The sequence below is a fragment of the Agromyces sp. NPDC004153 genome (assembly GCF_053603635.1).
On sequence record NZ_JBSGFY010000002.1, the window covers coordinates 925,037 to 949,770 of the forward strand.

Below are 24,734 nucleotides of genomic sequence, written 5' to 3' on the forward strand. Positions count from 1 at the left end.
CCAGCCCGTGACGACGTTCCATCGCGACCTCGCGGTCGCGCGCTTCATCCCGAAGCTCTCGGTGACGCCCCGGCTGCTGCCGCTCATGCGGCAGACGCCGCGGGTGCCGCCGGCTCCCGCCGATGTCCGGATCGACGAGCTCACCGTCCCCGGGTCCCCCGGTGCTCCCGCCGTGCGCATCCGGCGCTACGACCCCGTCGGGCGCTCCGCGACGACGCCGGCCCTGCTCTGGATCCATGGCGGCGGCTTCCTCCTCGGCACGCCCGAACAGGACGAGGAGTCGAGCATCGGCTTCGCCCGGGAGCTCGGGATCCCGGTGTTCGCGGTGCGGTACCGGCTCGCCCCGGAGCATCCGTCACCGGCCGGGCTCGAGGACGCGTATGCGGCCCTGCGCGCGATCGCACGTGATGCGGAGGCCCTCGGCGTCGACCCCGCGCGGATCGCGATCGGTGGGGCATCCGCGGGCGGCGGCCTCGCCGCGGCGCTCGCCCTGCTCGCGCACGACCGCGGCGAGGTGCGGCCCGCGTTCCAGCTGCTCGTCTACCCGATGCTCGACGATCGCACGGTGGCGCGCGACGACCACGTGGTGCCGGGGCTGCGCGGCTGGACGCCGAAGAGCAACCGCTTCGCGTGGACCGCCTACCTGGGCGGCGAGCCGGGGGCCGCCGACATCTCGCCGTACGCCGCTCCGGCGCGGCGGGACGACCTCTCGGGCCTGCCGCCCGCGTGGATCGGCGTCGGGTCCAACGACCTCTTCCACGACGAGGACGTCCGGTACGCCGCGCGCCTTGCCGAGGCGGGCGTGCCGTGCGAGCTCGTCGTCATCGACGGCGCGTTCCACGGGTTCGACGCGATCCTCCGCCGGGCGGGCGTCTCGCGCGAGTTCTGGCGCATGCAGGCGAAGGCGCTGCGGGGGTACCTCCTGGGCTGATCGCACGACGCGGTCGCGCCGCACCGCTCAGTCGGCGTAGTCCGACGCGGGCGGTGCGGCATCCGCCTCGATGCCGAACGCGCACGCGGCGTCGCGGATCGCCCGCGCCCGGGCGATGCGCGGCAGGTCGCTGCCGTCGCGAATGCCGCAGCGTTCGAGCGTGTCGAGCACCTCGCCCGCCCAGGCGAGCTCCTCGCCGGTCGGGCTCAGCGCGTCGTTGACGGCCGCGACCTGCTCCTCGCGCAGGCAGAGCCGGCCGGTCATGCCGAGGGATGCCGCGTGCCGCGACGCCGTGGCGAGCAGGTCCGCGTCGCGCGGCACCGTGGGCCCGTCGACGGGGCCCGGCAGGCCCGCCGCCCGGCTCGCCGACACGAGCCGCGAGCGCGCGTAGAGCAGCGCGAGCGGATCGTCGGCCGCGCCGGTGTCGCGCCGGAAGTCGCCGCTGCCGAACGCGAGCCGCACGACGCCCGGCGCCTCCGCGAGCTCGAGCGCGGACTCGACGCCGCGTGCGCTCTCGAGGAGCGCGACGATCGGCAGCTCGCCGTCGAGGGCGTCGACCGTTCGCCGCACATGGTCGCGCGCCTCGACCTTCGCGAGCACGACGCCCGCGATCAGGTCGCGCCCGTGCAGCAGGGCGACGTCGGCGCGCCACTCGTCGGAGGCCGCGTCGCCGATTCGCACCCACGGCCGCAGGCCCGCGTCGGCAGCCGCGGCGAGCGCGCGACGGGCTCGGCCCTTGTCGTCGGGCGCGACGCCGTCCTCGAGGTCGACCACCACGACGTCGGCGACGGATGCCGCGACGCGGCCCTCGAGATCGGGCGCCGAGCCCGGCACCAGCAGCCACGAGCGGGCGAGCCCGGCGGGCACCGCGGATGCGGTGCCCGCCTCGACGTCCGAGGCCGTGACGGTCACGGCCGACGTCGTCGTCGCCGACGTCGTCGTCGACTCAGCGCCCACGGCCCTGCCCGGCCTTCTCCTCGTCGAGGTCGCCGACGATCGCGGCGATCGCGGCCGTCGACGGGCGCTCCTCGTGACCCGTCTCGCGCGCGACCTCCGCCTGCTCGTCGGGTGACAGGTGGTCGTCGACGCTCATGGTCGCCTCGTCGAACGGACGGTCGCCCGCGAGCACGTGGCGCAGCTGGTCGCGGTCGAGCTCCTTCGTCCAGGTGCCGACGAGCAGGGTCGCGACCGCGTTGCCCGTGAAGTTCGTCAGCGCACGCGCCTCCGACATGAACCGGTCGATGCCGACGATGACGCCCACGCCGTCGACGAGGTCGGGACGGTGCGCCTGCAGGCCGCCCGCGAGGGTCGCCAGGCCCGCGCCGGTGACGCCGGCGGCGCCCTTCGAGGCGACCATCATGAACAGCAGCAGCCCGACCTGCTCGCCGAGCGAGAGCGGCGTGCCCATGGCGCTCGCGATGAACAGCGACGCCATCGTCAGGTAGATCGCGGTGCCGTCGAGGTTGAACGAGTAGCCCGTCGGGATCGTGATGCCCGCGACCGGCTTCGAGACGCCCGCGTGCTCCATCTTCGCGATGAGGCGGGGCAGCACGACCTCGCTCGACGACGTCGAGACGATGAGCAGGTACTCGCGGCCGAGGTACTTCATGACCTTGAAGATGCTGACCCGGGTGACCGCCCAGAGCAGCGACCCGAGCACGACCACGATGAAGAGGATGCACGTGATGTAGAACGCGATCATGAGCGTGCCGAGCGCGAAGATGGCGCCGACGCCCGTCGCGCCGACCACCGCGGCGATCGCGCCGAACGCGCCGATGGGCGCGACCCACATGATCATCGCGAGGATGCGGAACACGAGCCCCTGGATCTGGCGGATCGCGCCGAGGATCGGCGTGCCCTTCGGGCCCATCTTCTGCAGCGCGAAGCCCACGAGCAGCGCCACGAAGAGGACCTGCAGGATGTTGCCGTCGACGAGCGACGAGAGCAGCGAGGTCGGGATGATGCCGAGCACGAACTCCTGCGTCGTCTTCGCCTCGGTCGTGCCGGCGTCGTAGGAGGCGCCCGCGATGTTGAGCCCCTCACCCGGGTGGATGAGGTTGCCCACCACGAGGCCGATGCCGAGTGCGAACGTCGACATGACGATGAAGTAGAGCAGCGCCAGGCCGCCGACCTTGCCGACGGTGGCCGCCTTCGCGATCGAGCCGACGCCGAGCACGATCGTGCAGAAGATGATCGGGGCGATCATCATCTTGATGAGCAGCACGAACGCGTCGCCGATGGGCTTCAGGCCCACCGCGAACTCGGGTGCGGCGAGGCCGACCGTGATGCCCGCGAGCACCGCGCCGATCACCGCGATGTAGAGGTAGTGCGAGGAATCGATCCTGCGCCGGGACTTCGTGCCCGGGGTACGAGACTGGAGCGCCATTGCCGTCTGCCCTTCGTATCGGTCATCGCCGGTCGACGATGAGGTCGGTATCGGGCAAGGATGCGACGACGGATGCCGCGCGCTCGCGTTGTGTTCATAGTGTTCGCACCGCACGCTCGCGCTGGGTTGATGTGGCATCGCGCGCTCGCGTTGTGTTCATAGTGTTCGCACCGCGCGCTCGCATGGCTGCCTAGGCTGAGGTGCAGCGATGGAGCGAGGTGACACGATGGCGCGATGGATCCGGGGCTGGAGCATCGCCACGAAGCTCTTCGTCCTGCAGCTCGTCATGATCGTGGCGCTGGCGACGATCGCCGTCCTCTGGATCTGGGCCGACGCGCGCGCCGACGTGGAGCGCGACGCGGCCGCGAAGAGCATGGCGGTCGCCGAGACGCTCGCCTCCGACCCGTTCGTGCACACCGCGCTCGGCACCGGCGACCCGTCGGCGCGGCTGCAGCCCTACGCCGAGGACGTCATGACCGAGGCCGGGGTCGACTTCGTGACGATCATGGCGCCCGACCGCACCCGATTCACGCACCGCGATCCCGCCCAGATCGGGCAGCAGTTCCTCGGCAACATCGACCGTGCCCTCGCGGGCGATGCGTTCACCGAGACGTACACGGGGACGCTCGGTCCGTCGGTGCGCGCGGTCGTGCCGATCGAGGACGACGCCGGCGAGGTGATCGCCCTCGTCGCCGCCGGTGTCACGGTGTCGAACACCCAGGTCGCGCTCGGCGGGCGCATCGCCACCGTCGTCCTCGCCGCCCTCGCCATGATCGCGATCGGCGCCGTCGGCGCCTGGCTCCTCAGCCGCTACCTCCGGCGGGTCACCTGGGGCCGCGGCGCCGAGGAGATGAGCCGCATGTTCGCGTACTACGAGGGCGTGCTGCACTCCATCGGCGAGGGCCTCCTGCTGCAGGACCGCTCGGGCGCCGTCGTGCTCTACAACGACCGCGCCGCCGAGCTGCTCGGCCTGCCCCGCCGGGAGCGCGGGCGCGACGACGCGATCCCGCTCGACCGGTTCGACCTGTCGCCGGCGGTCGCGGAGGTGCTCGGCCGCACCGACGCCGTCGTCGACGAGATCGCCATCACGCCGACGCACGTGCTCGTGATCGACCGCGACGTCATCGTCTCCCGCGAGCGCGGACGCGACCGCACCCGCGACCGGGGTCGCGACCGCGCCGGCGCCGGGCGCATCGGCTCGGTGACGACGATCCGCGACCACACCGAGCTGCAGGAGCTCACCGGGGAGCTCGCCACCATGACGACCCTCTCCGACGCGCTGCGCTCGCAGGCCCACGAGTTCGCGAACCGGCTGCACACGATCATCGCGCTCATCGAGCTCGACCGGGCGCAGGACGCCGCGGAGCTGGCGACCTCGGAGCTCGCCCTCAGCCAGGCCCTCGCCGACCGGCTGCTCTCGGCCGTCGAGGAGCCCGTGCTGCTCGCCCTGCTGCTCGGCAAGGCGGCGCAGGCGTCGGAGCGCGGGATCGCGTTCGAGCTCGACCTCCCCGATCGGCTCGAGGCGACCTCCGTGCCCGCGCGCGACCTCATCGCGATCGTCGGCAACCTCATCGACAACGCGCTCGACGCGGCATCCGCCACCCCGTCGCCCCGCGTCGAGGTCTCGGTGCACACGGCAGGAGACGAGCTGCGCATCGCGGTCGCCGACAGCGGACCCGGGCCGCGCGACGGCGACCACGTGTTCGACCTCGGCGTCACCACCAAGCGCGCGGCCGGCCACGGCATCGGGCTGGCACTCGTCCGGCAGGCGGTCACGCGCCTCGGCGGCCGCATCCACGTGACGGGCTCGCGTTTCGCGGTGAGCCTGCCGATCGCGGCCGCGCCCGCTCGGGTCACCGCACCCGTGCCCCCGCCCGCCGGCGCGGAGGCGTCGACCGATGGCTGACCCGACCGGCCCCATCGGCCCGCCGCTGCGCGTGCTCGTGGTGGAGGACGACCCCATCACCGCCGAGGCGCATGCGGCCTACGTCGAGCGCGTCGACGGATTCCGCACCGCGGGCGTCGCGCACACGGGCCACGAGGCGATCCGGATGCTGCGCGATGCCCGCGAGGGCCGCAGCGCGCCGTTCGACCTCATCCTGCTCGACGTGAACCTTCCCGACACGACCGGGATCGAGCTGTGCCGGTCGCTGCGGGCCGCGGGCATCGAGACCGACGTCATCGCGGTGACCGCCGTGCGCGACGCCGCCGTCGTGCGGTCGGCGGTGTCGCTGGGCATCGTGCAGTACCTCATCAAGCCGTTCGGCTTCGGGGCGTTCGCGGAGAAGCTCACCGCCTACCGCGACTTCCACGCCCGCGTCGGCACGGCCGTCGTCACCGACCAGCAGGAGGTCGATGCGTCGTTCGCGGCGCTGCGCACGAGCTCGGGCGGCGACCTGCCCAAGGGGCTCACGCGCGAGACGCTCGACCGCGTGCGCGCGGCGGTGCGCGCCGCGCCGTCGGGTGCGGTCTCGGCGACGGAACTCGCAAGCACGCTCGACCTGTCCCGGGTCACCGCGCGACGGTACCTCGAGCACCTCGCCGAAACGGGCGTCGTCGAGCGGGCGAGCCGCTACGGGGCGCCGGGCCGGCCGGAGGTGGAGTACCGCCTGCGCTGAGACTCGACCATGACAGTGCGCGGACGAGGAGCCGCAGCGACCGCGCTACTCCACCCGCGCCGGACCCGCGCGCAGGCGGTCGCGGGCGTACTCGGCGACGCGTTCGGCGGGCACCTGCCAGTCGGACTCGAGCCACCACGTGGCGCCGGCCTCGGCCCACGGGCGCACGCGCGCGGCATCCGCCTCGGGGTCGACGCCGTCCGTCGTGCCCTCCTGCACGACGTCGAAGGGCCGATCGCTGAGGCCGAGGCGCTCGCGCTCGGCGCGGATCCACGCGATCGCCTCGGCGGCGATCTCGGGCGTGTAGGTGCGCTGCTGCTCGTCGGGATCGACGCCGTCGGCGCCGGGGGGCGCGTAGTTCGGGATCCACCCGTCGTAGTGCGCCACGCGCCGCATCGACTTCATGCGCGGCCACACCCCGACCACCCAGGTGGGGATGCGCGGCTGCTGCACGATCTTCGGCGGCAGCATCGTCTCGGCGCGCTTCGCGTGGAAGTGCTCGCCCTCGTACGTGAACGGCTCGCCCTGCCAGAGCTGCTCCATGAGCTCGAGGCCCTCGTCGAGCAGCTCGGCCCGCTCGCGGCGGCCGGGGTCGTCCTCGAAGATCCAGAACCGGTCCTCGACCTCCTCGGCCACGCCGAGCCCGGCCGAGAGGATGACCCGCCCCTTGGAGAGCCGGTCGACCGTCATCGTCTGGCCGGCGAGCTCCCACGGCCTCCGGCGCGGCACGGGCGTGAGCATGGTGCCGAGCCGGATGCGCTCGGTCTCCATCGCGCAGGCCGCGAGCACCGCCCAGGGGTCGGTCGCCCAGATGCCCTCCCACACGAAGAACGCGTCCCACCCGGACGCCTCGGCGAGCGGGGCGAGCTCGACCGCGAGCTCGGGATCGGTTCCGGTGAAGATGAAGCCGTGCCGCATGCGCGCGACGATACCCGCGACCCCCGACACACGCGGCGCGGGTCTGCACCGCCCCGATCGGGGTCCTTCCGTCCGGCGGGCCCGAGCCCTACGCTGAGTGAGGTAATGCTTACCTAACCTCCGCTCGCGGCGGTCCAGAACGAAGGCTCGACATGACGATCGCTCCACCGCCCGCCGTGACCACCTCCACCGAGCCGCTCGACGTCGCCGCCCTCGTGCGCGCGGCCTCCGCCGACGACCACCGCGCCGCCGAGACACGCGGCTTCATCACCGCCCTCATGGGCGGCGAGCTCTCGCTGGCCGACTACACGCGCTACCTCGCCCAGCTCGCGTGGGTGTACGAGGCCCTCGAGGAGCGCGGCGCCCGCCCGGGCGATCCCGCCGTGTTCGACCCCGAGCTCGCACGCATGGCGGCCATCGACGCCGACCTGGCCGCGCTCGGGGCATCCGACTGGCGCGAGGCGCACACGCCGCTGCCCGAGACGGCCGAGTACGCGGCCCACCTGCGCGCCGTCGCCGACGACGACGTGCGCTACCTCGCGCACCACTACACGCGGTACCTCGGCGACCTGTCGGGCGGACAGGCGATCGCGTCGCTCGTCGCCCGCCACTACGGCGCGACGCCCGAGCAGCTCGGCTTCTACCGGTTCGACGTCGCCGACGGCGGCGTGGTGCGCTACAAACGCGGCTACCGCGAGGCGATGAACGCGCTCGCGCTCCGGCCGGAGGAGGTCGACGTGCTCGTCGCCGAGGTGCGTACGTCCTTCCGCATGAACAGTGCCATCTTCGAGGCGCTCGACGCCTGAGCACGGTCATCGTTCGCGGTCGCAGCTCGGGGCGGCAGCGGATGCCGCGCCCTCCCGTCATCCGCTCGGATGATTTCCCGGCCGGATCCCAGTCCGACGCGGCATCGGCTGGGTAGACTGCAACGACACCACGCCGCCTGTTGACTCGGCGATCCGCCGTGTCCGACGACTGGAGCCCAGCTCATGATCCACACCGCCCTCATCCCCTGGCTCGACCCCGAGTCGATCATCGCCGCGGCCGGGCCCTGGGCGCTGCTGGTGGTGTGCTTCATCGTCTTCGCGGAGACGGGCCTGCTCGTCGGCTTCCTCCTGCCGGGCGACACGCTGCTCGTCATCTCGGGCCTGCTGTCGAACCCCGAGCTCGTGCCGCCGAACGGCGTCTTCGGGGTGTCGGTCTGGATCGTGGCACTGCTCATCGCCGTGTCCGCGTTCGTCGGCGGCGAAGTCGGCTACGAGATCGGCCATCGTGGCGGTCCGAGGGTGTTCGAGCGCAAGGAGAGCGGCCTCTTCAGCGTCAAGAACGTCGAGCGCACGAACGCGTTCTTCGAGCGGTTCGGCGGCCTCACGATCATCCTCGCCCGGTTCGTGCCGATCGTGCGCACGTTCGCCCCGGTCGCCGCGGGCGTCGGCCACATGAACCGCGGCCGCTACACGCTCTACAACTTCATCGGCGCCGTGCTCTGGGGCTTCGGCCTCACGATGTTCGGCTACCTCGTGAGCTTCATCCCGCCGGTCGCGACCCTGGTGCGCGACTACATCGACATCATCCTGCTCATCGCGGTCGGCGGCACCGCGCTCATCACCGCCTGGCACTACTTCAGCGAGCGTCGCAAGGCCAAGAAGGCCGCCGCCGCCGGTGAGGACGTCGTGACCGACCACGAGGAGGCGGAGCACCTCGTGCTCGACCCCGAGGTCTTCGAGCGCGGCCCCGAAGAGCGCTGAGCGCGTTCCCTGCTACGCGGATCGTCCCCTGCCGGCGGGACGACGCCGCGTCCGGCGGGTCCCGCTAGCCGACTGAGCGCATGAAGGCGCCGAGCTCGTCGGCAATCAGCCGCGGCTCCTCGAATGCGAGGAAATGACCACCGCGATCGGGCGTCGAGTACTGGCGGATGTCCGTCGCCGCGCGCTCGGCGATCGAGCGCGGGAAGAGCTCCATGCCGGCTTCGTGGCTCCGCGTGACGGCAACGGGCACGGTGATCGCCGGTCGTGGTCCGTTCTTCGGCCAGTCGAGGTACTGGCGGAACGACGTCCCGATCGACTCGGTCACCCAGTACAGGGTGAGCACGGTGCACAGGGTGTCCTTGTCGAAGCGGCTCTCGAGATCGCCGGCCGGATCGATCCACGCGTCGAGCTTGTCGATGATCCACGCCGCGAGGCCGGCCGGCGAGTCGGCGAGGGCGGCCGCGATGGTGTCGGGGCGCGTCCCCATGATCCAGCTGTAGCCCGCGTCCACCTCGTCGCGCGCCTCCTCGCCATCGAGGAACGCCTGCTCCTCCGCGGTGATGGGGCTCGCGTCGAAGTTCGCCGGGAACGGCCCGTGGATCACGTGCAGGCCGGCGACCTCCTCGGGGTGCATCGTCGCAAGCCACCCGGATGCCGCGCCGCCGATGTCACCGCCGAAGAGGAAGTACCGCTCGTAGCCGAGCGTCTCGGTCATGAGCGTGTGGAACGCCTCGGCGATGGCCGCGCGGGTGATCGGGCCGTCGACGAGCTCGGAGAATAGGAATCCCGGCAGCGACGGGATCACGACGTCGACGTCGAGCAGGTCGGCGAGCGGCAGCATCTCGAGGAAGCTGCTCGGCCACCCGTGTGCGAGCAGCACCGGCGGCCGGCTCGCGTCCCGGCGCAGGTGCACGAAGTGCTGTCCTCGATCGAGGAACTGCGGATACGCGTTGAGCCGAGCCTCGGCGGCGCGCCAGTCGAAGTCGCCCGCCCAGTACTCGACGAGCGAGCGGAGGTAGGCCGGGTCCGTGCCGGCCTCCCACCCCCGCGCGCTCGGCGTGGTGTACCGCGTACGCGTGAGGCGTGACCGCAGGTCGTCGAGCACCTCGGAGGGGACGGCGATCGTGAAGGATTCCATCCCTCGACGCTAGCGGCACGCATGATCCGTGCAGGCCGTCGGAGGGCGGGACTACACTCGGCCGCATGAGCTTCCTCTACGAGGAGCAAGCCTCATCGTCTCGGTTCGTCGACGTGGTCTGGCACACGGTCGACACGACCGACGGCACCTACCTCGCGGCGGCCGACGCCTGCTGGGACCTGATCTTCACGCGCATGCCGGTCGGGGCACGCGTGCTGCTCAGCGGCCCGTCGTCACGACCGACGGTCGTGCCCTACCGCGCCGGCAACCGCAACGTCGGCGTCCGGTTCACGCAGGGCACGTACTTCACGCACGTCGATCCGCACTCGATGTGCGACCGCACCGTGCCGCTGCCGATGCCCGACGACGACCATTTCGAGCTCGCGGGCCGCACGTGGACGATGCCCGGCTACGACGACGTCGACGACCTGCTCGCGGCGTTCGACGACGCCGGCCTGCTGGCGCACGACGAAGTCATCGAGGCGGCCCTCCTCGGAGAGGAGCCGCCGGTCTCGCCGCGCACGGTCGAGCGCCACTTCACGCGCATCACGGGAAGGAGCCTGCGCCAGGTGCGCCAGATCGCGCGCGCCAGGGAGGCCGCCGCCCGCCTGCGCACCGGCGAGACGATCGCGGACGTCGCGTACGCACTCGGCTACGCCGACCAGTCCCACCTCACGCGCGACGTGAAGCGACTCACCGGCTACACGCCCGCGGAGTCGCAGCGACGCGACGAGCCGGTGTAGCGGGGCGCGGGCGCACGCAGGAGACGTGTCGTTCCGGTTCACGACAGCGCACGCGGCATCCGCTCGGCGCACGTCGAGCGAGGCACGTGTCGTTCCGGTTCAAGACAGCGCACGCGGCATCCGCTCGGCGCACGTTGAGCGAGGCACGTGTCGTTCCGGTTCAAGACAGCGCACGCGGCATCCGCTCGGCGCACGTCGAGCGAGGCACGTGTCGTTCCGGTTCAAGACAGCGCACGCGGCATCCGCTTCACTCGACGGCGTCGACGCCATCGAGAGGACCCATGACATGGACATCCGGCCGTACACGATCGCGATCCCCGACGAGGAGCTCGCCGACCTGCGGGACCGGCTCGCGCGCACGCGCTGGCCTGCCGCGCTCACCGAGGACTGGGCGCGCGGCACGCCCGTGCCGTACGCGCAGCGCCTCGCCCGGTACTGGCTCGACGACTACGACTGGCGGGCCGAGGAGGAGAAGCTCAACCGACTCCCCCAGTTCCTCGCCGAGGTCGACGGCCAGCCCATCCACGGGCTGCACGTGCGCTCGGCCGACGACGGCGCCGTGCCGCTCCTGCTCCTGCACGGCTACCCGTCGTGCTTCGTCGAGTTCGCGGGCATCGCGCCGCTGCTCGCCGAACCGGGGCAGGGCGGTGCAGCGGATGCCGCGACGCCGGCGTTCCACGTCGTCGCCCCGTCGATGCCGGGGTTCGGGTTCTCGACCCCGCTCACGAGCCACGGCTGGGACATCGCCCGCACCGCGCACGCGTTCGACGAACTCATGCAGGCGCTCGGCTACGACCGCTACGCCGTGTTCGGCGAGGACGTCGGCGCCGGCGTCAGCGAGCAGCTCTGCCTCGACGCCGGAGACCGCGTGCTGGGCTCGATCGCGGCGACCGACCCCGGCGCGATCGCGACGGCGTACACGCCGCCCACCGACCACCTCACCGACGACGAGCGCGAGCGCCACGATCGCCTCAAGGACGCGCGCACCGAGGACTTCGGCTACCTGGCGCTGCAGACGACGCGACCGCTCAGCATCGCCTACGGGCTCACCGACTCGCCGATCGCGCAGGCGACCTGGATCGTCGAGAAGTTCCAGGAGTGGACCGACCCGCGCGCCGGCCTCCCCGAGGACGCCGTCGACCTCGACGCGCTGCTCACGCTCGTGACGGTGACCTGGTTCGGACGCGGCGGCGACGGCGCGGCGAACATGCTCTATGAGGCCGCGCACGCGCAGGCCGCCTGGGGCCGGCAGCACGACCGGCCGCAGGGCATGGCCGCGTTCGGCGAGGAGCCGCTCATGGAGCGCATCCTCAACCCCGACGGGCACCTCGCGTTCTGGCGCGAGCACCCGCGCGGCGGCCACTTCCCCGCCATGGAGGCGCCCGACGAGCTCGTCGGGGACATCCGCGCCTACTACGCGAGGCTGCTCGCCGTCTGAGCGCTCAGCCCTCCTTCGCGAGGCTGCTCGCGGTCTGAGCCGCGCAACACCTACTTCGCGAGGCTGCTCGCGGTCTGAGCGCGCAACACCTACTTCGCGAGGCTGCTCGCGGTCTGAGCCGCGCGGACACCGAGCCCCGAGCGGAAGCCCTCGCGCCAGGTCGCGTAGCGCGGCGCCCAGCCGAGCTCCGCCTTCGCCTTCGCGTTCGACGAGCCGCGCCCGGTCGTCATCCAGGCGACGCCGAATTCGCCGATCGCCATCCGCGCGACCCAGGCGGGCACGCGCATCGGCGACTTCGCGCCGACGACCTTGGCGAGCTCGGGCAGCCATTCCGAGACCGCCGCGGGTTCGTCGTCGACGATGTTGTAGACCCCGGCAGCACCACGGGTGGTGGCGGCGACGGTCGCTGCGGCCGCATCGTCGATGTGGCAGAACGACCAGATCCCGCGACCCCCGCCGACGATCGGCACCTGCCGATTGCGCACGGACTCCAGCATCTCGCCGCCCTCGCCGAGCGACTGCCCGGGGCCGTAGAAGTTGCCGAAGCGGAGCGCCAGTCCCCCGGCATCGAGGGTCGCCCGCTCGGCGTACGCGATCGCCGCGAGCGTGTTCCCGGCCGCGGGGACCGGGTTCGGGTCGATCGGGTCGGCCTCGGTCTTCACGGCGGAGCCGGCGTGCTCGTTCGTCCAGCCGGTATAGCTCTGCACGACGATGCGGCCGGTGCCGGCCTCCTTCGCGGCGGCGAGGAGCGCGTCCGTGCCGCGCGTGCGCAGCTCGTTCGTGACCGCGAAGGTCTCGTCGAACCGCTTGAAGTCGAAGTGCCCCGACAGCGACGTGAGCTGGTGCACGAGCACGTCGGGCTCGGCATCCAGCACGGCACGGCGAACGGATGCCGCGTCCCGCCCGTCCATGACCACCCCGCGACCGCCCGCCGCGGCGATGCGCTGAACGCCCTCGGCGGTACGCGACGTTCCCGTCACCTCGTGTCCCGCCGCGACGAACAGGGGCACGAGCCGGGAGCCGACCGCGCCCGTCCCGCCGGCGATGAAGATCCTCATGATGTTCTCCTCTCCTCACCCCCTCCGACGGACGACCCCGCCCTCGTGTGACAGGCTCGGAGCATGGATCTCGCCGTCGAAGCTCCGACGCTCCGCCCGCTGATGTTCTCCATCGCCTACCGCATGCTCGGCAGCGTGACCGAGGCCGAGGACGTCGTGCAGGCGGGACTCCTGCGCATGCACGAGCGCGAGCGCGCCGGAGAGCTGATCGAGCGCCCCGACGCGTTCGCGTCGACCGTGGCGACGCGGCTCTCGATCGACGTGCTGCGCTCGGCCCGCCATACGCGCGAGGTCTACGTGGGCCCCTGGTTGCCCGAGCCGCTGCTCGCCGACGACGCCGACCCGGCCCGTCGCATCGAGCAGGACGAGACGCTCTCGGTCGCGGTGCTCATGATGCTCGAGCGGCTCGGACCCGTCGAGCGCGCCGTCTTCGTGCTGCGTGAAGCCCTCGGCTTCGACTACGACGAGATCGCCGAGATCGTCGAGCGCGACCCGGCTGCGTGCCGCCAGATCATGCGCCGCGCGCGAGCGCGCGTGGCGAGCGGCGGCGTCCGGTTCGATGTGGACGACGCGGACGCCGCGCGCCTCACCGACGAGTTCCTCGAGGCGCTGCGCGACGGCGACGTCGACGGCGTCCTGCGCGTGCTCGCGCCCGATGTGCTGTTCACGGCCGACGGCGGCGGAAAGGCGCCCGCGATCCAGCACCCGATGTCGGGCGACGTCGCGGTCGCGCGGTTCCTCATCGGCCTCATGCGTCGCGGTGCGCCGCTCGGCGTGCGGCTCGAGCCGACCGTCGCGAACGCCGAGCACGCGGTGCGGATCCGCACGGCCGACGGGGCGACGGTCTCGCTCCTCACGCTGCACGTCGAGGGCGGCGCGGTCCGCTCGATCACGAACCAGCTCAATCCCGACAAGCTGCGGCACCTCGGGCAGGTCGGCGACCTGTTCGCGCTGCTGGGAGGCGGAGCGGGAAGTTCGGGAGGCTAAGGATGCTGCGGCTGCTCCTGCTCGGCACGGCCGGCGGGCTCGAGCTGGAACGTCGAGTGCGCGACGTCGAAGTGCTCGGCGAGGCATCCGCCCAGCTCGTCGAGGAGCTCGCCCGCGCGACCCGACGCGAAGACCTCGGGCTCGACCTCGACGTGGGCGCTGAAGACGGGCGACCCGGAGGTGATCTGCCACACGTGCACGTCGTGCACGGCGACGACGCCGGGCGTACCGAGCAGGTGCTCCCGGATCTCGGCCACGTCGGTGTCAGCGGGCGCGGACTCGAACAGCACGTGCACGACGTCGCGCAGCAGCGAGAGCGCCCGCGGCACGATGAGCACCGCGATGAGGAGCGACGCGATCGGGTCGGCCGCGTCGAAGCCCGTCGTGACGATCACGAGCGCGGCGATGATCACGAGCGCCGAGCCGATGAGGTCGCCGAGCACCTCGAGGTAGGCGCCGCGCATGTTGATGGACTCCTTCGCGCCGCCGCGCAGCACGAGCATGGCGGCGACGTTCGCGAGGAGGCCGATCACCGCGATGACGAGCATGGGCACGCCCTGCACCTCGTGCGCCTCGCCCTCGGCGCCGCTCATGAGCCGGCCGACCGCCGACACGGCCACCGACACCGCGACGACGACGAGGATGACGCCGTTCACGAGGGCGCCCAGCACCTCCGCCCGCCGGTACCCGTAGGTCTGCCGGTCGGTCGCTGGCCGCGCCGCGACGATGGCCGCGACGAGCGCGACGACGAGGCCGATGAGGTCGCTCGCCATGTGGCCCGCGTCGGCGAGCAGCGCGAGCGAGCCGCTCAGGATGCCGCCGACGACCTGCACCACCAGGAACGCGCCGATGATCGCGATCGCCACCACGATGCGGGCGCGGTTCGACGACGCCCCGTGGGCGTGCGCGTGGTTGTGCGTGTGTGCCATCCTCTCCAGCGTAGGCGCGGATGACGCGACCGCCCCGTGATGGGAATGAGTCGCGTTCTCAGGCGGGCGCGGGGCCCTCGGCCGCACCCGGTCGCACGACCCCGGTCTCGTAGCCGAGCACGACGGCGTGGATGCGGTCGCGCAGGCCGAGCTTCATGAGGATGCGTCCGATGTGCGTCTTCACCGTCGACTCCGACAGGTAGAGCTCCGACGAGATCTCCGCGTTGCTCAGGCCGCGGGCGATGGCCGTGAACACCTCCGCCTCGCGTTCGGTGAGCGACGCGAGCCGCGGGTCGTCGAGCGGCTCGCGCGCGTGAGCCGGCTCGGCGGGACCGACCGCGCCGTCGGCGGGGAGCTGCCCGCCGAACAGGTCGAGCAGGCGCCGGGTCACCCGCGGCTCGACGATCGCGTCGCCCGCGGCGACCGTGCGGATCGCGTGCACGAGCTCGGCGGGCGGCGCGTTCTTCAGCAGGAAGCCGCTCGCACCCGCGCGGAGCCCCGCGAACGCGTACTCGTCGAGGTCGAACGTGGTCACGATGAGCACCCGCACCCCCGGCGAGGTCGCCACGATGCGTTCGGTGGCGGCGATCCCGTCCATGCCCGGCATCCGCACATCCATGACGACGACGTCGGGCGCGAGCTCGCCCGTCCGTGCGATCGCCGCGGCGCCGTCGTCGGCCTCGCCGACGACCGTGAGGTCGGGCTCGCCCTCGAGCACCATGCGGAAGCCCAGCCGGATGAGCGGCTGGTCGTCGACGAGCAGCACGCGGATGCCGCGCGCCGGCCCCTGGTCAGGCATCGCCGTTCCCTCCGATCGCGTCGCCCTCCGCGACCCGTCCCCCGTCGGGGTGCGGGAGCACGGCCCGGACCCGCCAGCCGCCGGTCGGGACCGGGCCCGCCTCGACCGTGCCACCGAACACCGCCGCTCGCTCCGCCATGCCGATGAGGCCGCGGCCCGACCCGGCGGACTCCCCCGCCGGCGCACCGCGGCCGTCGTCGGTCACGGTGACCGTGGTGGCCGGCGGACCGTACTCGACTGCGACGGTGACGTGCGCGGCATCCGTTGCGTAGCGGAGCGTGTTCGTGAGCGCCTCCTGCACGACGCGGTAGACGGCCAGCTCGAACGCCGCGTTCGCGACCGGGGTGCCGCGCACCGAGAAGCGCACGGGGAGCCCGGCGGTGCGGAAGCGCTCGACGAGATCGGCCAGGTCGGCGTGGCCGGGTGCGGGCTCGCGGGCGGCTGCGGCATCCGTCGACTCGCCGAGCACCGACAGCGTGCGGCGCATGTCCTGCAGGGCGGAGCGACCCGTCTCGGCGAGCTGGTCGAGTGCGCGGCGTGCGGTCGCGGGATCGCGTTCGAGCGCCGCGTCGGCGCCGTCGGCGAGCGTGATCATGACCGAGAGGCTGTGCGCGACGATGTCGTGCATCTCACCCGCGATGCGGCTGCGCTCGGCGAGCGTGGCGATGCGCGCCTGCGCGTCGCGTTCGCGTGCGAGCTGCTCGGCCTGTTCGGTGAGGACCTTCACGCGCTGCGCGCGCTGCCAGGTGTTCGCGCCGAGCAGCACGCCCACCGTGTCGGCCATCGCGAGGGTGAGCAGCACGACCGGGATGTCGAAGGCGCCGGGCTCGCCGAGCTGCGCCGAGAGCGCGGGCACCCACGCGAAGAGGCTGACGATCGTGACGAGGTAGGCGCCCGCGCCCGCGATCCAGCCGATCGTCGGCGAGCGGAAGGCGGCGACCGCGTAGAGCGCGATCGGCACCGCGAGCAGCAGGTTCGACTGCGCCGAGAACGTGATCACCGTCGTGAGCAGCAGCACCACGACGAGCACCGTGAGCGGCGCCCGGCGGCGGAAGAGCAGTGCGACCGCGGTGCCCGCGATCGTGAGCGCATCCTGCACCGTGACGGTGGCCTGTCCCGTGAGCACTTCGGACGCGAGGGTCGCGACGACGATGGCCGTGAACACGAGCGAGACCGCCGCGTCGACCAGCCACGGCCGCGCGCGCAGGAAGCGGCCGAGCGGCTGGACCGACGCGGCCGCCGCGTCGGCGCGCGGGGGCCCACCCCGGTCGGGGGTGTCCGCCCCGGCGGTGGTGGGTCCCCGCTCGGCCATCACACGTCTCGTCTCTTGAAGAGCACGCCGCCCAGCACCGCTGCGCCGGCCGTCCAGCCGAGGAGGACGAGTCCCCCGGTGGCGATCGGCTGCCAGCCGACCTGGGCTGCGGATTGGAACAGCATCATACCGGCGCCGCTCGGCAGGACTCCGGCGAGGTGCGCCCCGATCCCGGGGATGATCGGGAGCAGCGCGGGGGCGAGCAGCAGCAGGCCGAGCACGGCGCCCATGGCCGCCGCGGTTCCCCGGAACAACGACGCGATGGCCGTCGACATCGCTGCGACGAGGCCGAGGAACACGGCGCCGCCCGTCATCACCTGCAGCGCGTCGGGGGCGAACGGCGAGGAGGCGAGTCCGAGCCCCGCGAGCGCCGGCTGCGCGAGGAACGCCGAGGCCAGGCCGACGACGAGCGCCACGGCGACGCCGAGCGCGGCCGACACGAGCAGCTTCGCGGCGAACAACGGCGTGCGGCGCGGCGCGGCCGCGAGCGTGGCGGCGAGCAGGCCCGACGAGCGCTCGGGGCTCACGAGGAGCACGCCGAGCACGGCGACGAGGGCGTACGAGAAGATGAACGAGAGCCCGAGCACGCCGAGCGTGGGCACGGCGCCGTAGTTGTCGGTGACGACCGCTGCCGGGTCGGGCACGTCGGCGGCGGGCGCGAGCAGCACGAGCTGCAGGATGCCGGCCGCGAACAGCACGGTGACGCCGACGGTCGCGCCGATCGTCCATGGCGTCGACCGCACGGAGCGGGCCTTCAGCCACTCGGCGCCGACGAGCCGCGCGAACGTCACGCGCGGGGCGGTGGTGGATGCGGGTGCGGACATGGGGTGATGCTCCTTCGGTTGCGGTGCGGCGTTCATCGGGCCGCGGCCGCCGGCACGGCCTGGTAGTCCACGGCGGCGTCGGTCAGCGAGAGGTAGGCCTCTTCGAGGGAGGCGGTGCGGGTGGTGAGCTCGTGCAGCAGCACGTCGTGGTCGCGCGCGACGGCGGCGATCTCGGCGGCGTCGATCCCCGTCACCTCGAACTCGCCGGCGGCGACGCTGGTGACGGTGACGCCGGGCCCGGCGAGCGCGGGCGCCAGCCGGTCGGCGTCGGGCGTCCGCACGACGACGCGGGTCTCGCCGACGCCGTCGAGCAGTTCTTCGATCGGGGCGTCGGCGATGAGCCGGCCCCGTCCGATCACGACGAGGTGGTCGGCGGTCTGCGCCATCTCGCTCATGAGGTGCGAGGAGAGGAACACCGTCCTCCCTTCGGCGGCGAGGCCGCGCAGGAAGTGGCGCACCCAGACGATGCCGTCGGGGTCGAGGCCGTTGATCGGCTCGTCGAGCATGATGGTGTGCGGGTCGCCGAGGAGCGCCGCGGCGAGTCCGAGGCGCTGCGCCATGCCCATCGAGTAGGTGCCGACGCGGCGGTTCGCGGCGGCCTCCATCCCGGTGAGGCGCAGCACCTCGTCGACGCGGGCGCGCCCGAGGCCGTGCGTCGCGGCGAGGGCGCGAAGGTGGTTGCGGGCGGTGCGGCCCGGATGCGCGGCGGTGCCGAGCAGCGTGCCGATCTCGGTGAGCGGGGCGGCGTGCTCGGCGATCGGGCGCCCGTTCACGCGGGTGGTGCCCGACGTGGGGCGCACGAGCCCGGCGATCGCGCGCATCGCGGTGGACTTGCCGGCGCCGTTCGGGCCGAGGAAGCCCGTGACGGTGCCGGGGCGCACGGTGAACGACAGGTCGTCGACGGCGGTGGTGGCGCCGAAGCGCTTGGTGAGGTGTTCGACTTCGATCATGGCTCGACGCTACGAAGCGTCGGGCCGGCCGTCGTCGGACCACGGTGCCGACGTGGGGTGGCACCGTGGTACCGCGGGACGAGTCCCGCCGGACGAGCCCGCTCAGCCGGCGGGCAGCAGCCCCGCGACCCGCTCGAGCTCGGGCAGGAGCTCGGCGAACGCGCGGGCCCGGTGGCTGCGCGCGTCCTTCTCCTCGGGAGGCAGCTCGGCCGCGGTCACCTCGAGCCCCTCGGGCTCGAAGATCGGGTCGTAGCCGAAGCCGTGCGATCCGCGCGGCTCATATGCGAGCGTGCCGCGCCAGCGGCCCTCGGCGACGTACTCGTGGCCGCCGTCGAGCAGCGCCGGGGGCACGACGAGCGCGATCGTGCAGCGGAACTCCGCCCCGCGGTGCGGACGGGAGAGGTCCGAGACCTGGTCGAGCAGCAGCCGCAGGTTCGCCTCGTCGCCGGCCGCGTGCCCGGCCCAGCGGGCGGAGAGGATGCCGGGCGCCGCGCCGAGCACGTCGACCACGATGCCCGAGTCGTCGGCGAGCGCGACGAGTCCGGTGTGCTCCGCGGCACGCCGTGCCTTGATGAGGGCGTTCTCGGCGAAGGTGACGCCGTCCTCCACGGGCTCGGGCCCGTCGTACTCGTGCACGACGGCCTGCGGCATCCGCTCGCCGATGATGCGCTGGAACTCGCGCACCTTCTTCTGGTTGTGGCTCGCGAGCACGAACTCGAGGCTCATGCGCCGGCCTTCTCGACGGATGCCGCGAGCGCCGCCTGCTGCAGGCGCGCGAGCTCCGTGGTGCCGGCGAGCGCGAGGTCGAGCAGCGAGTCGAGCTCGCCGCGGTCGAACGGAGCGCCCTCGGCGGTGCCCTGCACCTCGACGAAGAGGCCGCGGCCCGTGGCGACGACGTTCATGTCGGTCTCGGCGCGCACGTCCTCGACGTAGGCGAGGTCGAGCATGGGCGTGCCGTCGATGATGCCGACCGACACCGCCGACACCGTGTCGATGAGCGGCTTCGCGCGCTGGCCGATGAACTTCTGCTCGCGCGCCCACTCGATCGCGTCGGCCAGGGCGACGTACGCGCCCGTGATCGCGGCCGTGCGGGTGCCGCCGTCGGCCTGCAGCACGTCGCAGTCGAGCTGGATCGTGTTCTCGCCGAGGCCCTTCGTGTCGACGACGGCGCGCAGGCTGCGCCCGATCAGTCGGCTGATCTCGTGCGTGCGGCCGCCGATGCGGCCCTTCACCGACTCGCGGTCGTTGCGGGTGTTCGTCGAGCGCGGCAGCATCGCGTACTCGGCGGTGACCCAGCCCCGGCCCTTGCCCGTCATCCAGCGCGGCACGCCGTTCGTGAACGACGCCGTGCACAGCACCTTGGTGCCGCCGAACGAGATCAGCGCGCTGCCCTCGGCGTGTGCGCTCCAGCCGCGCTCGATGGTGACGGTCCGCAGCTCGTCGGGCGCGCGGCCGTCGGCTCGCACCACGTTCGCCGTGCCGCTCGTCGTGCTCGGGTCGGATGCCTCGGTCATGCGTTCTCCTTGTCGAAGTGCGGTGTCGCGGTGCGGGCCCTCAGCGCGCCGAAGGGCGGTGGGGGAGGGTGATCGCGCCCGTCTGCACGAGCTCGACGCTCGGGATCTCGGGGGCGATGAGACGGTGGGCGAGGTCGAGGAAGGCGCTCGTCGACTCCCCCGTCGCCTCGTAGCGGTAGGTGGGCGGCGCGACGGAGGTGCGCTCCATGCCGTTGGAGACGAGCACCCGGTACACGTCGTTGGCGGTCTCGACGTCGCTCGAGACGAGCGCCACCTGCTCGCCCATGACGTACGAGATCGCGCCCTTGAGGAACGGGTAGTGCGTGCAGCCCAGCACGAGCGTGTCGACATCCGCGTCGCGCAGCGGCGCGAGGTAGCCCTCGGCGACCGAGAGCAGCTCGGGCCCGCTCGTGACGCCCGCCTCGACGAACTCCACGAAGCGGGGGCACGCCGCTGAGAACAGCTCGAGGTGCGGTGCCGCGGCGAAGGCGTCGTCGTACGCACGCGACTGCACGGTGCCGACGGTGCCGATCACGCCCACGCGGCCGTTGCGCGTCGTGGCGACGGCGCGGCGCACGGCCGGCTGGATCACCTCGACGACGGGCACATCGTAGCGCTCGCGCGCATCCCTGAGCATGGCCGACGAGGCGGTGTTGCAGGCGATGACGAGCATCTTCACGCCCTGCAGCACGAGGTCGTCGAGCACGGCGAGCGCGTAGCCGCGCACGTCGGCGATCTTCTTCGGGCCGTAGGGCGAGTGCTCGAGGTCGCCGATGTACAGGATCGACTCGTTCGGCAGTTGGTCCTTCACGGCACGGGCGACCGTGAGGCCGCCGACACCGGAGTCGAAGATGCCGATCGGTGCGTCCGTCACGACATCCAAGCTTAGGCGAGCGACGGAGCAGGGTCGGCCGGGGCGCCGCCGGCCGCCGTCGCCCTCCGCAGGGTGGCGAGGGCCTCCTCCTCGTACGCCGTCCGGATGGCGCGGGCCACGCGCCCGGCTGCCGGATGCCGGTGCCGCCGGTGCCAAGCCAGGTGCACCTCGATCGCCGGCGCATCGCCGATCGGCACGAACACGACGCCCGGCCGCGGGTAGTGGTGCACGGTGCCCTCCGCCGTGACGCCGATGGCGTCGCCCGCGGCGATGAGGTCGAGCCACTCCTCCACGTCGCCGGTCTGGGTCATCGACGGAGCGGGCAGTCCGACCGAGGTCCAGAGCTCGGCCGACGTCGTGCCGGTGTTCCGGTCGCCCGCCACGAGGAACGGGACGAGGTCGGCGAGGCCGACCGACGCGCGCTCGGCGAGCGGGTGGTCGAAGGGCACGGCCACGACGCGACGCTCGGTGCCCACGAGCTCGGAGTCCAGCTCGGGGTCGACGCCGTGCCGCAACACGGCGAGGTCGACGAGCCCGTCGCCGAGGCCGCCGTCGCGACGGTTCAGTCGGAGGAGGCGCATGGGCGCGTCGGCATGCGAGCGGTTCCACGCCCGCAGCACGGGTGTCGTGTGCGCGCCGAGCGCGGCCCACTGGTAGCCGACGCGGATCACCGAGCGCTCGCCCCTGGCCTCGGCGACGGCGCGATCGAGCTCGGCCAGCACGCGTCGTGCGGTGGCCGCGAACGACGCGCCGGCCTCGGTGGGCTCGACGCGGCGGGTCGTGCGGTGCATGAGCCGGGCGCCGAGCTCGTGCTCGAGCGCGGCGAGCGACCGGGAGACGGCGGCCTGCGACATCCGGAGCCGGTCGGCGGCAGCCGTGAACGAGCGCTCCTCGTCGACCGCGACGAGCACCCGGAGTTGGCGAACCTCGATGTCCATGCGTCCAGCGTATCAATCATCGCCAATTGCATTTCTCTTCGCACGAATCCCGGCGTACCGTCGAGGACATGTCACGAGAGCCCATCGCCGCCGGCGCCGTCGTCGGAGGCGCCGCGTCGGTGCAGCTGGGCGCGGCACTGGGCGCCACCATCTTCCCGCTCGTGGGACCGAGCGGGGTGGTGGCGCTCCGGCAGGCCGTCGCCGCGGTCGCGCTGCTGGCCGTGGCACGCCCGCGCCTGCGCGACCTGACCTGGCGCGCGGTGCGTCCCGCACTGCTCCTCGGGCTCGTGCTGGTCAGCATGAACCTCGCCCTCTACGGCGCGGTCGAGCGCATCGGCCTGGGGCTCGCGGTCACGCTCGAGTTCCTCGGACCCCTCGCGCTGGCGCTCGTCGGATCGCGCCGCCGCATCGACCTCGCGTGCGCCGTCATGGCGGGCCTCGGCGTCGTGCTGCTCACCGGCACCGTGCCGGGCATCGACCTCGTCGGCGTGTTGCTCGCGCTCGTGGCGGCCGCTTCGTGGGCCGGCTACATCGTGCTCAGCCGGCGCGCAGGGCAGACCCTTCCCGGCGTGCAGGGAACCGCGCTCGCGAGCCTCCTCGCCGCCGTGATCACGTCGCCGCTGCTCGTCATGGCACTCGCGGGCCTCGCTCCCGGGGAGCTCGCGCACGTGCTGCTCATCGGCCTCGCCATCGGCATCCTGTCGTCGGCGCTCCCCTACTCGATCGACCTGCTCGTGCTCCGCCGACTGCCGCAGCAGCTCTTCAGCGTGCTGCAGAGCGTGCAGCCGGCGGCCGCGGCGCTCGCGGGCTTCGTCGTGCTCGGCCAGGCGCTCGGCGCGTGGCAGCTCGTCGGACTCGGGCTCATCTCGCTGGGCAATGTCATCGCGGTGAGCCGGCCGAAGCGGGCGCCCCGCGCGGCGCACACGCCTCGAACGCGCCCGTCGGCCGGTGGAAGGGTGACCACTAGGCTGACCGTGTGACCGGGTCAGCTGCGCTCTTCACCGACCGTTACGAGCTCACGATGGTGGATGCCGCGCTGCGCGACGGCGCTGCTCACCGCGAGAGCCTGTTCGAGGCGTTCGCCCGGCGCCTGCCCGACGGGCGCCGCTACGGCGTCGTCGCCGGCACGGGTCGGCTGCTCGAGCTCATCGACCGGTTCCGCTTCGAGGACGCCGAGCTGGAGTGGCTGCGCGCGAACCAGGTCGTGCGGCCCGAGACGCTCGACTGGCTGGCCGACTACCGCTTCCGCGGCGACATCTGGGGCTACCGCGAAGGCGAGGCGTACTTCCCCGGCTCACCGCTGCTCACCATCCAGGCGAGCTTCGCCGAGGCCGTCATGCTCGAGACCGTCGTGCTCTCCACGCTGAACTACGACTCGTCGGTCGCGAGCGCGGCCGCGCGCATGGTGTCGGTCGCACTCGGCCGTCCGATCGCCGAGATGGGATCCCGCCGCACGAGCGAGCGCGCCGCGATCGCCGCGGCCCGGGCCGCGTACATCGCGGGCTTCGATGCGACCTCGAACCTCGAGGCCGGCCGCACGTGGGGCATCCCGACCATGGGCACCGCCGCGCACGCGTTCACGCTGCTGCACGACAGCGAGGAGGACGCGTTCCGCGCCCAGGTCGAGGCGTTCGGTCCGAAGACCACGCTGCTCATCGACACCTACGACATCACCCGCGGCGTCGAGCTCGCCGTGGAGGTGGCCGGCCCCGAGCTCGGCGCCGTGCGCATCGACTCCGGCGACCTGCCGACCGTGGTCGCCGCCGTCCGCGAGCAGCTCGACTCCCTCGGCGCCGTGAACACGCGCATCACCGTCACGAGCGACCTCGACGAGTTCACCATCGCCGGCCTCTCGGCCGCGCCCGTCGACTCCTACGGCGTGGGCACGGCGGTCGTGACCGGATCCGGCTCCCCCGCCGCGGGCATGGTCTACAAGCTCGTCGCGCGCCGCGACGACGCGGGCGAATGGGTGGCGGTCGCGAAGGCGTCGACCCAGAAGGCCAGCGTCGGCGGACGCAAGAACGCCGCACGGCGGCTCGACTCCACCCGCACCGCGCGCGAGGAGCTCGTGTTCGTGGGCGACGGCCCCGAGGGCGAGGCCGAGTTCGAACCCGGAAGCGAGCTCCGACCGCTCATGGTGCACCTGATGGCCGACGGGGTGGCGGATGCCGCGTACCTCGGCCCCGGGGGCACGCGCGCCGCGCGGGCGCACCGCGCCGAGGTCATGCAGGAACTGCCGATCGAGGCGTTCCGCCTGGGGCGCGGCGAGCCCGTGATCCCGACGACGTACCGGTAGTCGCGTCGCTGCGCGACGTGCTACTCCGCGCGCATCCGCTCGTAGATCTCCTTGCACGTCGGGCAGACCGGGAACTTGTCGGGATCGCGCCCGGGCGTCCACTTCTTGCCGCACAGCGCCTTGACGGGCTTGCCCGTGACGGCCGACTCGAGGATCTGCTCCTTCTTCACGTAGTGCGCGAAGCGGTCGTGATCGCCCGGGTCGAGCGACTCCTCCTCGAGGAGCTTCTCGAGCTCGCGGTCGAGCACGTCGGTGCCTCCGCCGGGTGCGTCGGGGTCGGCGATGCTCGCGCGTACGGGATCGATCATGCGCTCGATTCTACGCGGGGATGCC

25 protein-coding genes are annotated in these 24,734 nt (G+C 72.8%); 10 read left to right on the forward strand and 15 right to left on the reverse strand.

What is annotated here, in order from left to right:
• Positions 1-7: 7 nt before the first annotated feature.
• On the forward strand, positions 8-931 hold the full coding sequence (locus ACWEOH_RS18250; protein WP_452033378.1) for an alpha/beta hydrolase: 924 nt from the start codon (positions 8-10) through the stop codon (positions 929-931).
• Positions 932-958: 27 nt separating this feature from the next.
• Here ACWEOH_RS18250 and ACWEOH_RS18255 read toward each other — a convergent pair whose 3' ends face one another.
• Together ACWEOH_RS18255 and ACWEOH_RS18260 are read right to left on the reverse strand one after the other, a co-directional pair.
• Positions 959-1,888 carry an HpcH/HpaI aldolase/citrate lyase family protein gene (locus ACWEOH_RS18255; RefSeq protein WP_452033380.1) on the reverse strand — a complete coding sequence of 310 codons (930 nt, stop codon included), beginning with the start codon at positions 1,886-1,888 and terminating at the stop codon, positions 959-961.
• On the reverse strand, positions 1,878-3,317 hold the full coding sequence (locus tag ACWEOH_RS18260) for a cation:dicarboxylate symporter family transporter (protein WP_452033382.1): 1,440 nt from the start codon (positions 3,315-3,317) through the stop codon (positions 1,878-1,880). Before ACWEOH_RS18260 ends, ACWEOH_RS18255 begins: the two co-directional genes overlap by 11 nt.
• Before the next feature lie 226 nt (positions 3,318-3,543).
• Between ACWEOH_RS18260 and ACWEOH_RS18265 the strand changes: the two genes are divergently transcribed.
• Together ACWEOH_RS18265 and ACWEOH_RS18270 are read left to right on the forward strand one after the other, a co-directional pair.
• Positions 3,544-5,223: a sensor histidine kinase gene (locus ACWEOH_RS18265; RefSeq protein ID WP_452033384.1), complete on the forward strand. Its 1,680-nt coding sequence runs from the start codon at positions 3,544-3,546 to the stop codon at positions 5,221-5,223.
• The gene (locus tag ACWEOH_RS18270; protein ID WP_452033386.1) at positions 5,216-5,935 is read left to right on the forward strand and encodes a response regulator; all 720 of its coding nucleotides are present in this window, start codon (positions 5,216-5,218) and stop codon (positions 5,933-5,935) included. Before ACWEOH_RS18265 ends, ACWEOH_RS18270 begins: the two co-directional genes overlap by 8 nt.
• Before the next feature lie 45 nt (positions 5,936-5,980).
• Here ACWEOH_RS18270 and ACWEOH_RS18275 read toward each other — a convergent pair whose 3' ends face one another.
• Positions 5,981-6,853, reverse strand: coding sequence for an LLM class flavin-dependent oxidoreductase (locus ACWEOH_RS18275; protein WP_452033388.1), 873 nt, complete (start codon positions 6,851-6,853; stop codon positions 5,981-5,983).
• Positions 6,854-7,005: 152 nt separating this feature from the next.
• On the opposite strand from ACWEOH_RS18275, the gene ACWEOH_RS18280 reads away from it, so the two are divergent.
• Both ACWEOH_RS18280 and ACWEOH_RS18285 read left to right on the forward strand, forming a co-directional pair.
• Entirely contained in the window at positions 7,006-7,659 is a 654-nt protein-coding gene (locus tag ACWEOH_RS18280) for a biliverdin-producing heme oxygenase (protein WP_452033390.1), read from the forward strand.
• Between the two features lie 183 nt (positions 7,660-7,842).
• A complete protein-coding gene (locus tag ACWEOH_RS18285; RefSeq protein WP_452033392.1) occupies positions 7,843-8,601 on the forward strand; it encodes a DedA family protein in 759 nt (252 codons plus the stop codon).
• A 64-nt stretch (positions 8,602-8,665) separates the two neighbouring features.
• On the opposite strand, the gene ACWEOH_RS18290 is transcribed toward ACWEOH_RS18285, so the two are convergent.
• Positions 8,666-9,739: an epoxide hydrolase family protein gene (locus tag ACWEOH_RS18290; protein WP_452033394.1), complete on the reverse strand. Its 1,074-nt coding sequence runs from the start codon at positions 9,737-9,739 to the stop codon at positions 8,666-8,668.
• Positions 9,740-9,804: 65 nt separating this feature from the next.
• On the opposite strand from ACWEOH_RS18290, the gene ACWEOH_RS18295 reads away from it, so the two are divergent.
• Positions 9,805-10,482: a helix-turn-helix domain-containing protein gene (locus tag ACWEOH_RS18295; RefSeq protein WP_452033395.1), complete on the forward strand. Its 678-nt coding sequence runs from the start codon at positions 9,805-9,807 to the stop codon at positions 10,480-10,482.
• Between the two features lie 286 nt (positions 10,483-10,768).
• Positions 10,769-11,920, forward strand: coding sequence for an epoxide hydrolase family protein (locus ACWEOH_RS18300; RefSeq protein ID WP_452033396.1), 1,152 nt, complete (start codon positions 10,769-10,771; stop codon positions 11,918-11,920).
• 89 nt (positions 11,921-12,009) lie between these two features.
• On the opposite strand, the gene ACWEOH_RS18305 is transcribed toward ACWEOH_RS18300, so the two are convergent.
• The gene (locus ACWEOH_RS18305; RefSeq protein WP_452033398.1) at positions 12,010-12,978 is read right to left on the reverse strand and encodes an NAD-dependent epimerase/dehydratase family protein; all 969 of its coding nucleotides are present in this window, start codon (positions 12,976-12,978) and stop codon (positions 12,010-12,012) included.
• A gap of 63 nt (positions 12,979-13,041) precedes the next feature.
• Here ACWEOH_RS18305 and sigJ point away from each other — a divergent pair, with 63 nt between their 5' ends.
• Positions 13,042-13,965, forward strand: a complete 924-nt coding sequence (gene sigJ / locus ACWEOH_RS18310; protein ID WP_452033400.1) for an RNA polymerase sigma factor SigJ — start codon at positions 13,042-13,044, stop codon at positions 13,963-13,965.
• Here sigJ and ACWEOH_RS18315 read toward each other — a convergent pair.
• From ACWEOH_RS18315 to ACWEOH_RS18355, 9 genes are all read right to left on the reverse strand, one after another.
• Positions 13,962-14,894 carry a cation diffusion facilitator family transporter gene (locus ACWEOH_RS18315; protein ID WP_452033402.1) on the reverse strand — a complete coding sequence of 311 codons (933 nt, stop codon included), beginning with the start codon at positions 14,892-14,894 and terminating at the stop codon, positions 13,962-13,964. The genes sigJ and ACWEOH_RS18315 overlap by 4 nt on opposite strands.
• Positions 14,895-14,952: 58 nt before the next feature.
• Entirely contained in the window at positions 14,953-15,693 is a 741-nt protein-coding gene (locus ACWEOH_RS18320; RefSeq protein ID WP_452033404.1) for a response regulator transcription factor, read from the reverse strand.
• Positions 15,686-17,005 carry a sensor histidine kinase gene (locus tag ACWEOH_RS18325; RefSeq protein ID WP_452033406.1) on the reverse strand — a complete coding sequence of 440 codons (1,320 nt, stop codon included), beginning with the start codon at positions 17,003-17,005 and terminating at the stop codon, positions 15,686-15,688. Before ACWEOH_RS18325 ends, ACWEOH_RS18320 begins: the two co-directional genes overlap by 8 nt.
• On the reverse strand, positions 17,005-17,829 hold the full coding sequence (locus ACWEOH_RS18330) for an ABC transporter permease subunit (protein ID WP_452033408.1): 825 nt from the start codon (positions 17,827-17,829) through the stop codon (positions 17,005-17,007). Before ACWEOH_RS18330 ends, ACWEOH_RS18325 begins: the two co-directional genes overlap by 1 nt.
• A 32-nt stretch (positions 17,830-17,861) precedes the next feature.
• Entirely contained in the window at positions 17,862-18,779 is a 918-nt protein-coding gene (locus tag ACWEOH_RS18335; RefSeq protein WP_452033410.1) for an ABC transporter ATP-binding protein, read from the reverse strand.
• Positions 18,780-18,881: 102 nt separating this feature from the next.
• The gene (gene rdgB, locus ACWEOH_RS18340; protein WP_452033411.1) at positions 18,882-19,505 is read right to left on the reverse strand and encodes an RdgB/HAM1 family non-canonical purine NTP pyrophosphatase; all 624 of its coding nucleotides are present in this window, start codon (positions 19,503-19,505) and stop codon (positions 18,882-18,884) included.
• Complete coding sequence (gene rph, locus ACWEOH_RS18345) at positions 19,502-20,293, reverse strand: ribonuclease PH (RefSeq protein ID WP_452033413.1); 792 nt, start codon at positions 20,291-20,293, stop codon at positions 19,502-19,504. The genes rdgB and rph overlap by 4 nt, the downstream gene beginning before the upstream one ends.
• A 40-nt stretch (positions 20,294-20,333) precedes the next feature.
• Positions 20,334-21,167: a glutamate racemase gene (murI, locus tag ACWEOH_RS18350; RefSeq protein ID WP_452033415.1), complete on the reverse strand. Its 834-nt coding sequence runs from the start codon at positions 21,165-21,167 to the stop codon at positions 20,334-20,336.
• A gap of 11 nt (positions 21,168-21,178) precedes the next feature.
• Positions 21,179-22,105, reverse strand: coding sequence for a LysR family transcriptional regulator (locus ACWEOH_RS18355; protein ID WP_452033416.1), 927 nt, complete (start codon positions 22,103-22,105; stop codon positions 21,179-21,181).
• Positions 22,106-22,173: 68 nt separating this feature from the next.
• On the opposite strand from ACWEOH_RS18355, the gene ACWEOH_RS18360 reads away from it, so the two are divergent.
• A complete protein-coding gene (locus tag ACWEOH_RS18360; protein WP_452033418.1) occupies positions 22,174-23,085 on the forward strand; it encodes an EamA family transporter in 912 nt (303 codons plus the stop codon).
• Positions 23,082-24,401: a nicotinate phosphoribosyltransferase gene (locus ACWEOH_RS18365; protein WP_452033420.1), complete on the forward strand. Its 1,320-nt coding sequence runs from the start codon at positions 23,082-23,084 to the stop codon at positions 24,399-24,401. The genes ACWEOH_RS18360 and ACWEOH_RS18365 overlap by 4 nt, the downstream gene beginning before the upstream one ends.
• A gap of 20 nt (positions 24,402-24,421) precedes the next feature.
• Here the strand turns inward: ACWEOH_RS18365 and ACWEOH_RS18370 are convergent, their stop codons facing one another.
• The gene (locus tag ACWEOH_RS18370; RefSeq protein ID WP_148734558.1) at positions 24,422-24,709 is read right to left on the reverse strand and encodes a DUF3039 domain-containing protein; all 288 of its coding nucleotides are present in this window, start codon (positions 24,707-24,709) and stop codon (positions 24,422-24,424) included.
• Positions 24,710-24,734: the final 25 nt, after the last annotated feature.

Coding starts and splice junctions, on each gene's coding strand:
- ACWEOH_RS18260 (WP_452033382.1), bottom strand. CDS start 3,317: ATGGCGCTCCAGTCTCGTACCCCGGGCACGAAGTCCCGGCGCAGGATC.
- ACWEOH_RS18265 (WP_452033384.1), top strand. CDS start 3,544: ATGGCGCGATGGATCCGGGGCTGGAGCATCGCCACGAAGCTCTTCGTC.
- ACWEOH_RS18270 (WP_452033386.1), top strand. CDS start 5,216: ATGGCTGACCCGACCGGCCCCATCGGCCCGCCGCTGCGCGTGCTCGTG.
- ACWEOH_RS18275 (WP_452033388.1), bottom strand. CDS start 6,853: ATGCGGCACGGCTTCATCTTCACCGGAACCGATCCCGAGCTCGCGGTC.
- ACWEOH_RS18280 (WP_452033390.1), top strand. CDS start 7,006: ATGACGATCGCTCCACCGCCCGCCGTGACCACCTCCACCGAGCCGCTC.
- ACWEOH_RS18285 (WP_452033392.1), top strand. CDS start 7,843: ATGATCCACACCGCCCTCATCCCCTGGCTCGACCCCGAGTCGATCATC.
- ACWEOH_RS18290 (WP_452033394.1), bottom strand. CDS start 9,739: ATGGAATCCTTCACGATCGCCGTCCCCTCCGAGGTGCTCGACGACCTG.
- ACWEOH_RS18295 (WP_452033395.1), top strand. CDS start 9,805: ATGAGCTTCCTCTACGAGGAGCAAGCCTCATCGTCTCGGTTCGTCGAC.
- ACWEOH_RS18300 (WP_452033396.1), top strand. CDS start 10,769: ATGGACATCCGGCCGTACACGATCGCGATCCCCGACGAGGAGCTCGCC.
- ACWEOH_RS18305 (WP_452033398.1), bottom strand. CDS start 12,978: ATGAGGATCTTCATCGCCGGCGGGACGGGCGCGGTCGGCTCCCGGCTC.
- sigJ (WP_452033400.1), top strand. CDS start 13,042: ATGGATCTCGCCGTCGAAGCTCCGACGCTCCGCCCGCTGATGTTCTCC.
- ACWEOH_RS18315 (WP_452033402.1), bottom strand. CDS start 14,894: ATGGCACACACGCACAACCACGCGCACGCCCACGGGGCGTCGTCGAAC.
- ACWEOH_RS18320 (WP_452033404.1), bottom strand. CDS start 15,693: ATGCCTGACCAGGGGCCGGCGCGCGGCATCCGCGTGCTGCTCGTCGAC.
- ACWEOH_RS18325 (WP_452033406.1), bottom strand. CDS start 17,005: ATGGCCGAGCGGGGACCCACCACCGCCGGGGCGGACACCCCCGACCGG.
- ACWEOH_RS18330 (WP_452033408.1), bottom strand. CDS start 17,829: ATGTCCGCACCCGCATCCACCACCGCCCCGCGCGTGACGTTCGCGCGG.
- ACWEOH_RS18335 (WP_452033410.1), bottom strand. CDS start 18,779: ATGATCGAAGTCGAACACCTCACCAAGCGCTTCGGCGCCACCACCGCC.
- rdgB (WP_452033411.1), bottom strand. CDS start 19,505: ATGAGCCTCGAGTTCGTGCTCGCGAGCCACAACCAGAAGAAGGTGCGC.
- rph (WP_452033413.1), bottom strand. CDS start 20,293: ATGACCGAGGCATCCGACCCGAGCACGACGAGCGGCACGGCGAACGTG.
- ACWEOH_RS18355 (WP_452033416.1), bottom strand. CDS start 22,105: ATGGACATCGAGGTTCGCCAACTCCGGGTGCTCGTCGCGGTCGACGAG.
- ACWEOH_RS18360 (WP_452033418.1), top strand. CDS start 22,174: ATGTCACGAGAGCCCATCGCCGCCGGCGCCGTCGTCGGAGGCGCCGCG.
- ACWEOH_RS18370 (WP_148734558.1), bottom strand. CDS start 24,709: ATGATCGATCCCGTACGCGCGAGCATCGCCGACCCCGACGCACCCGGC.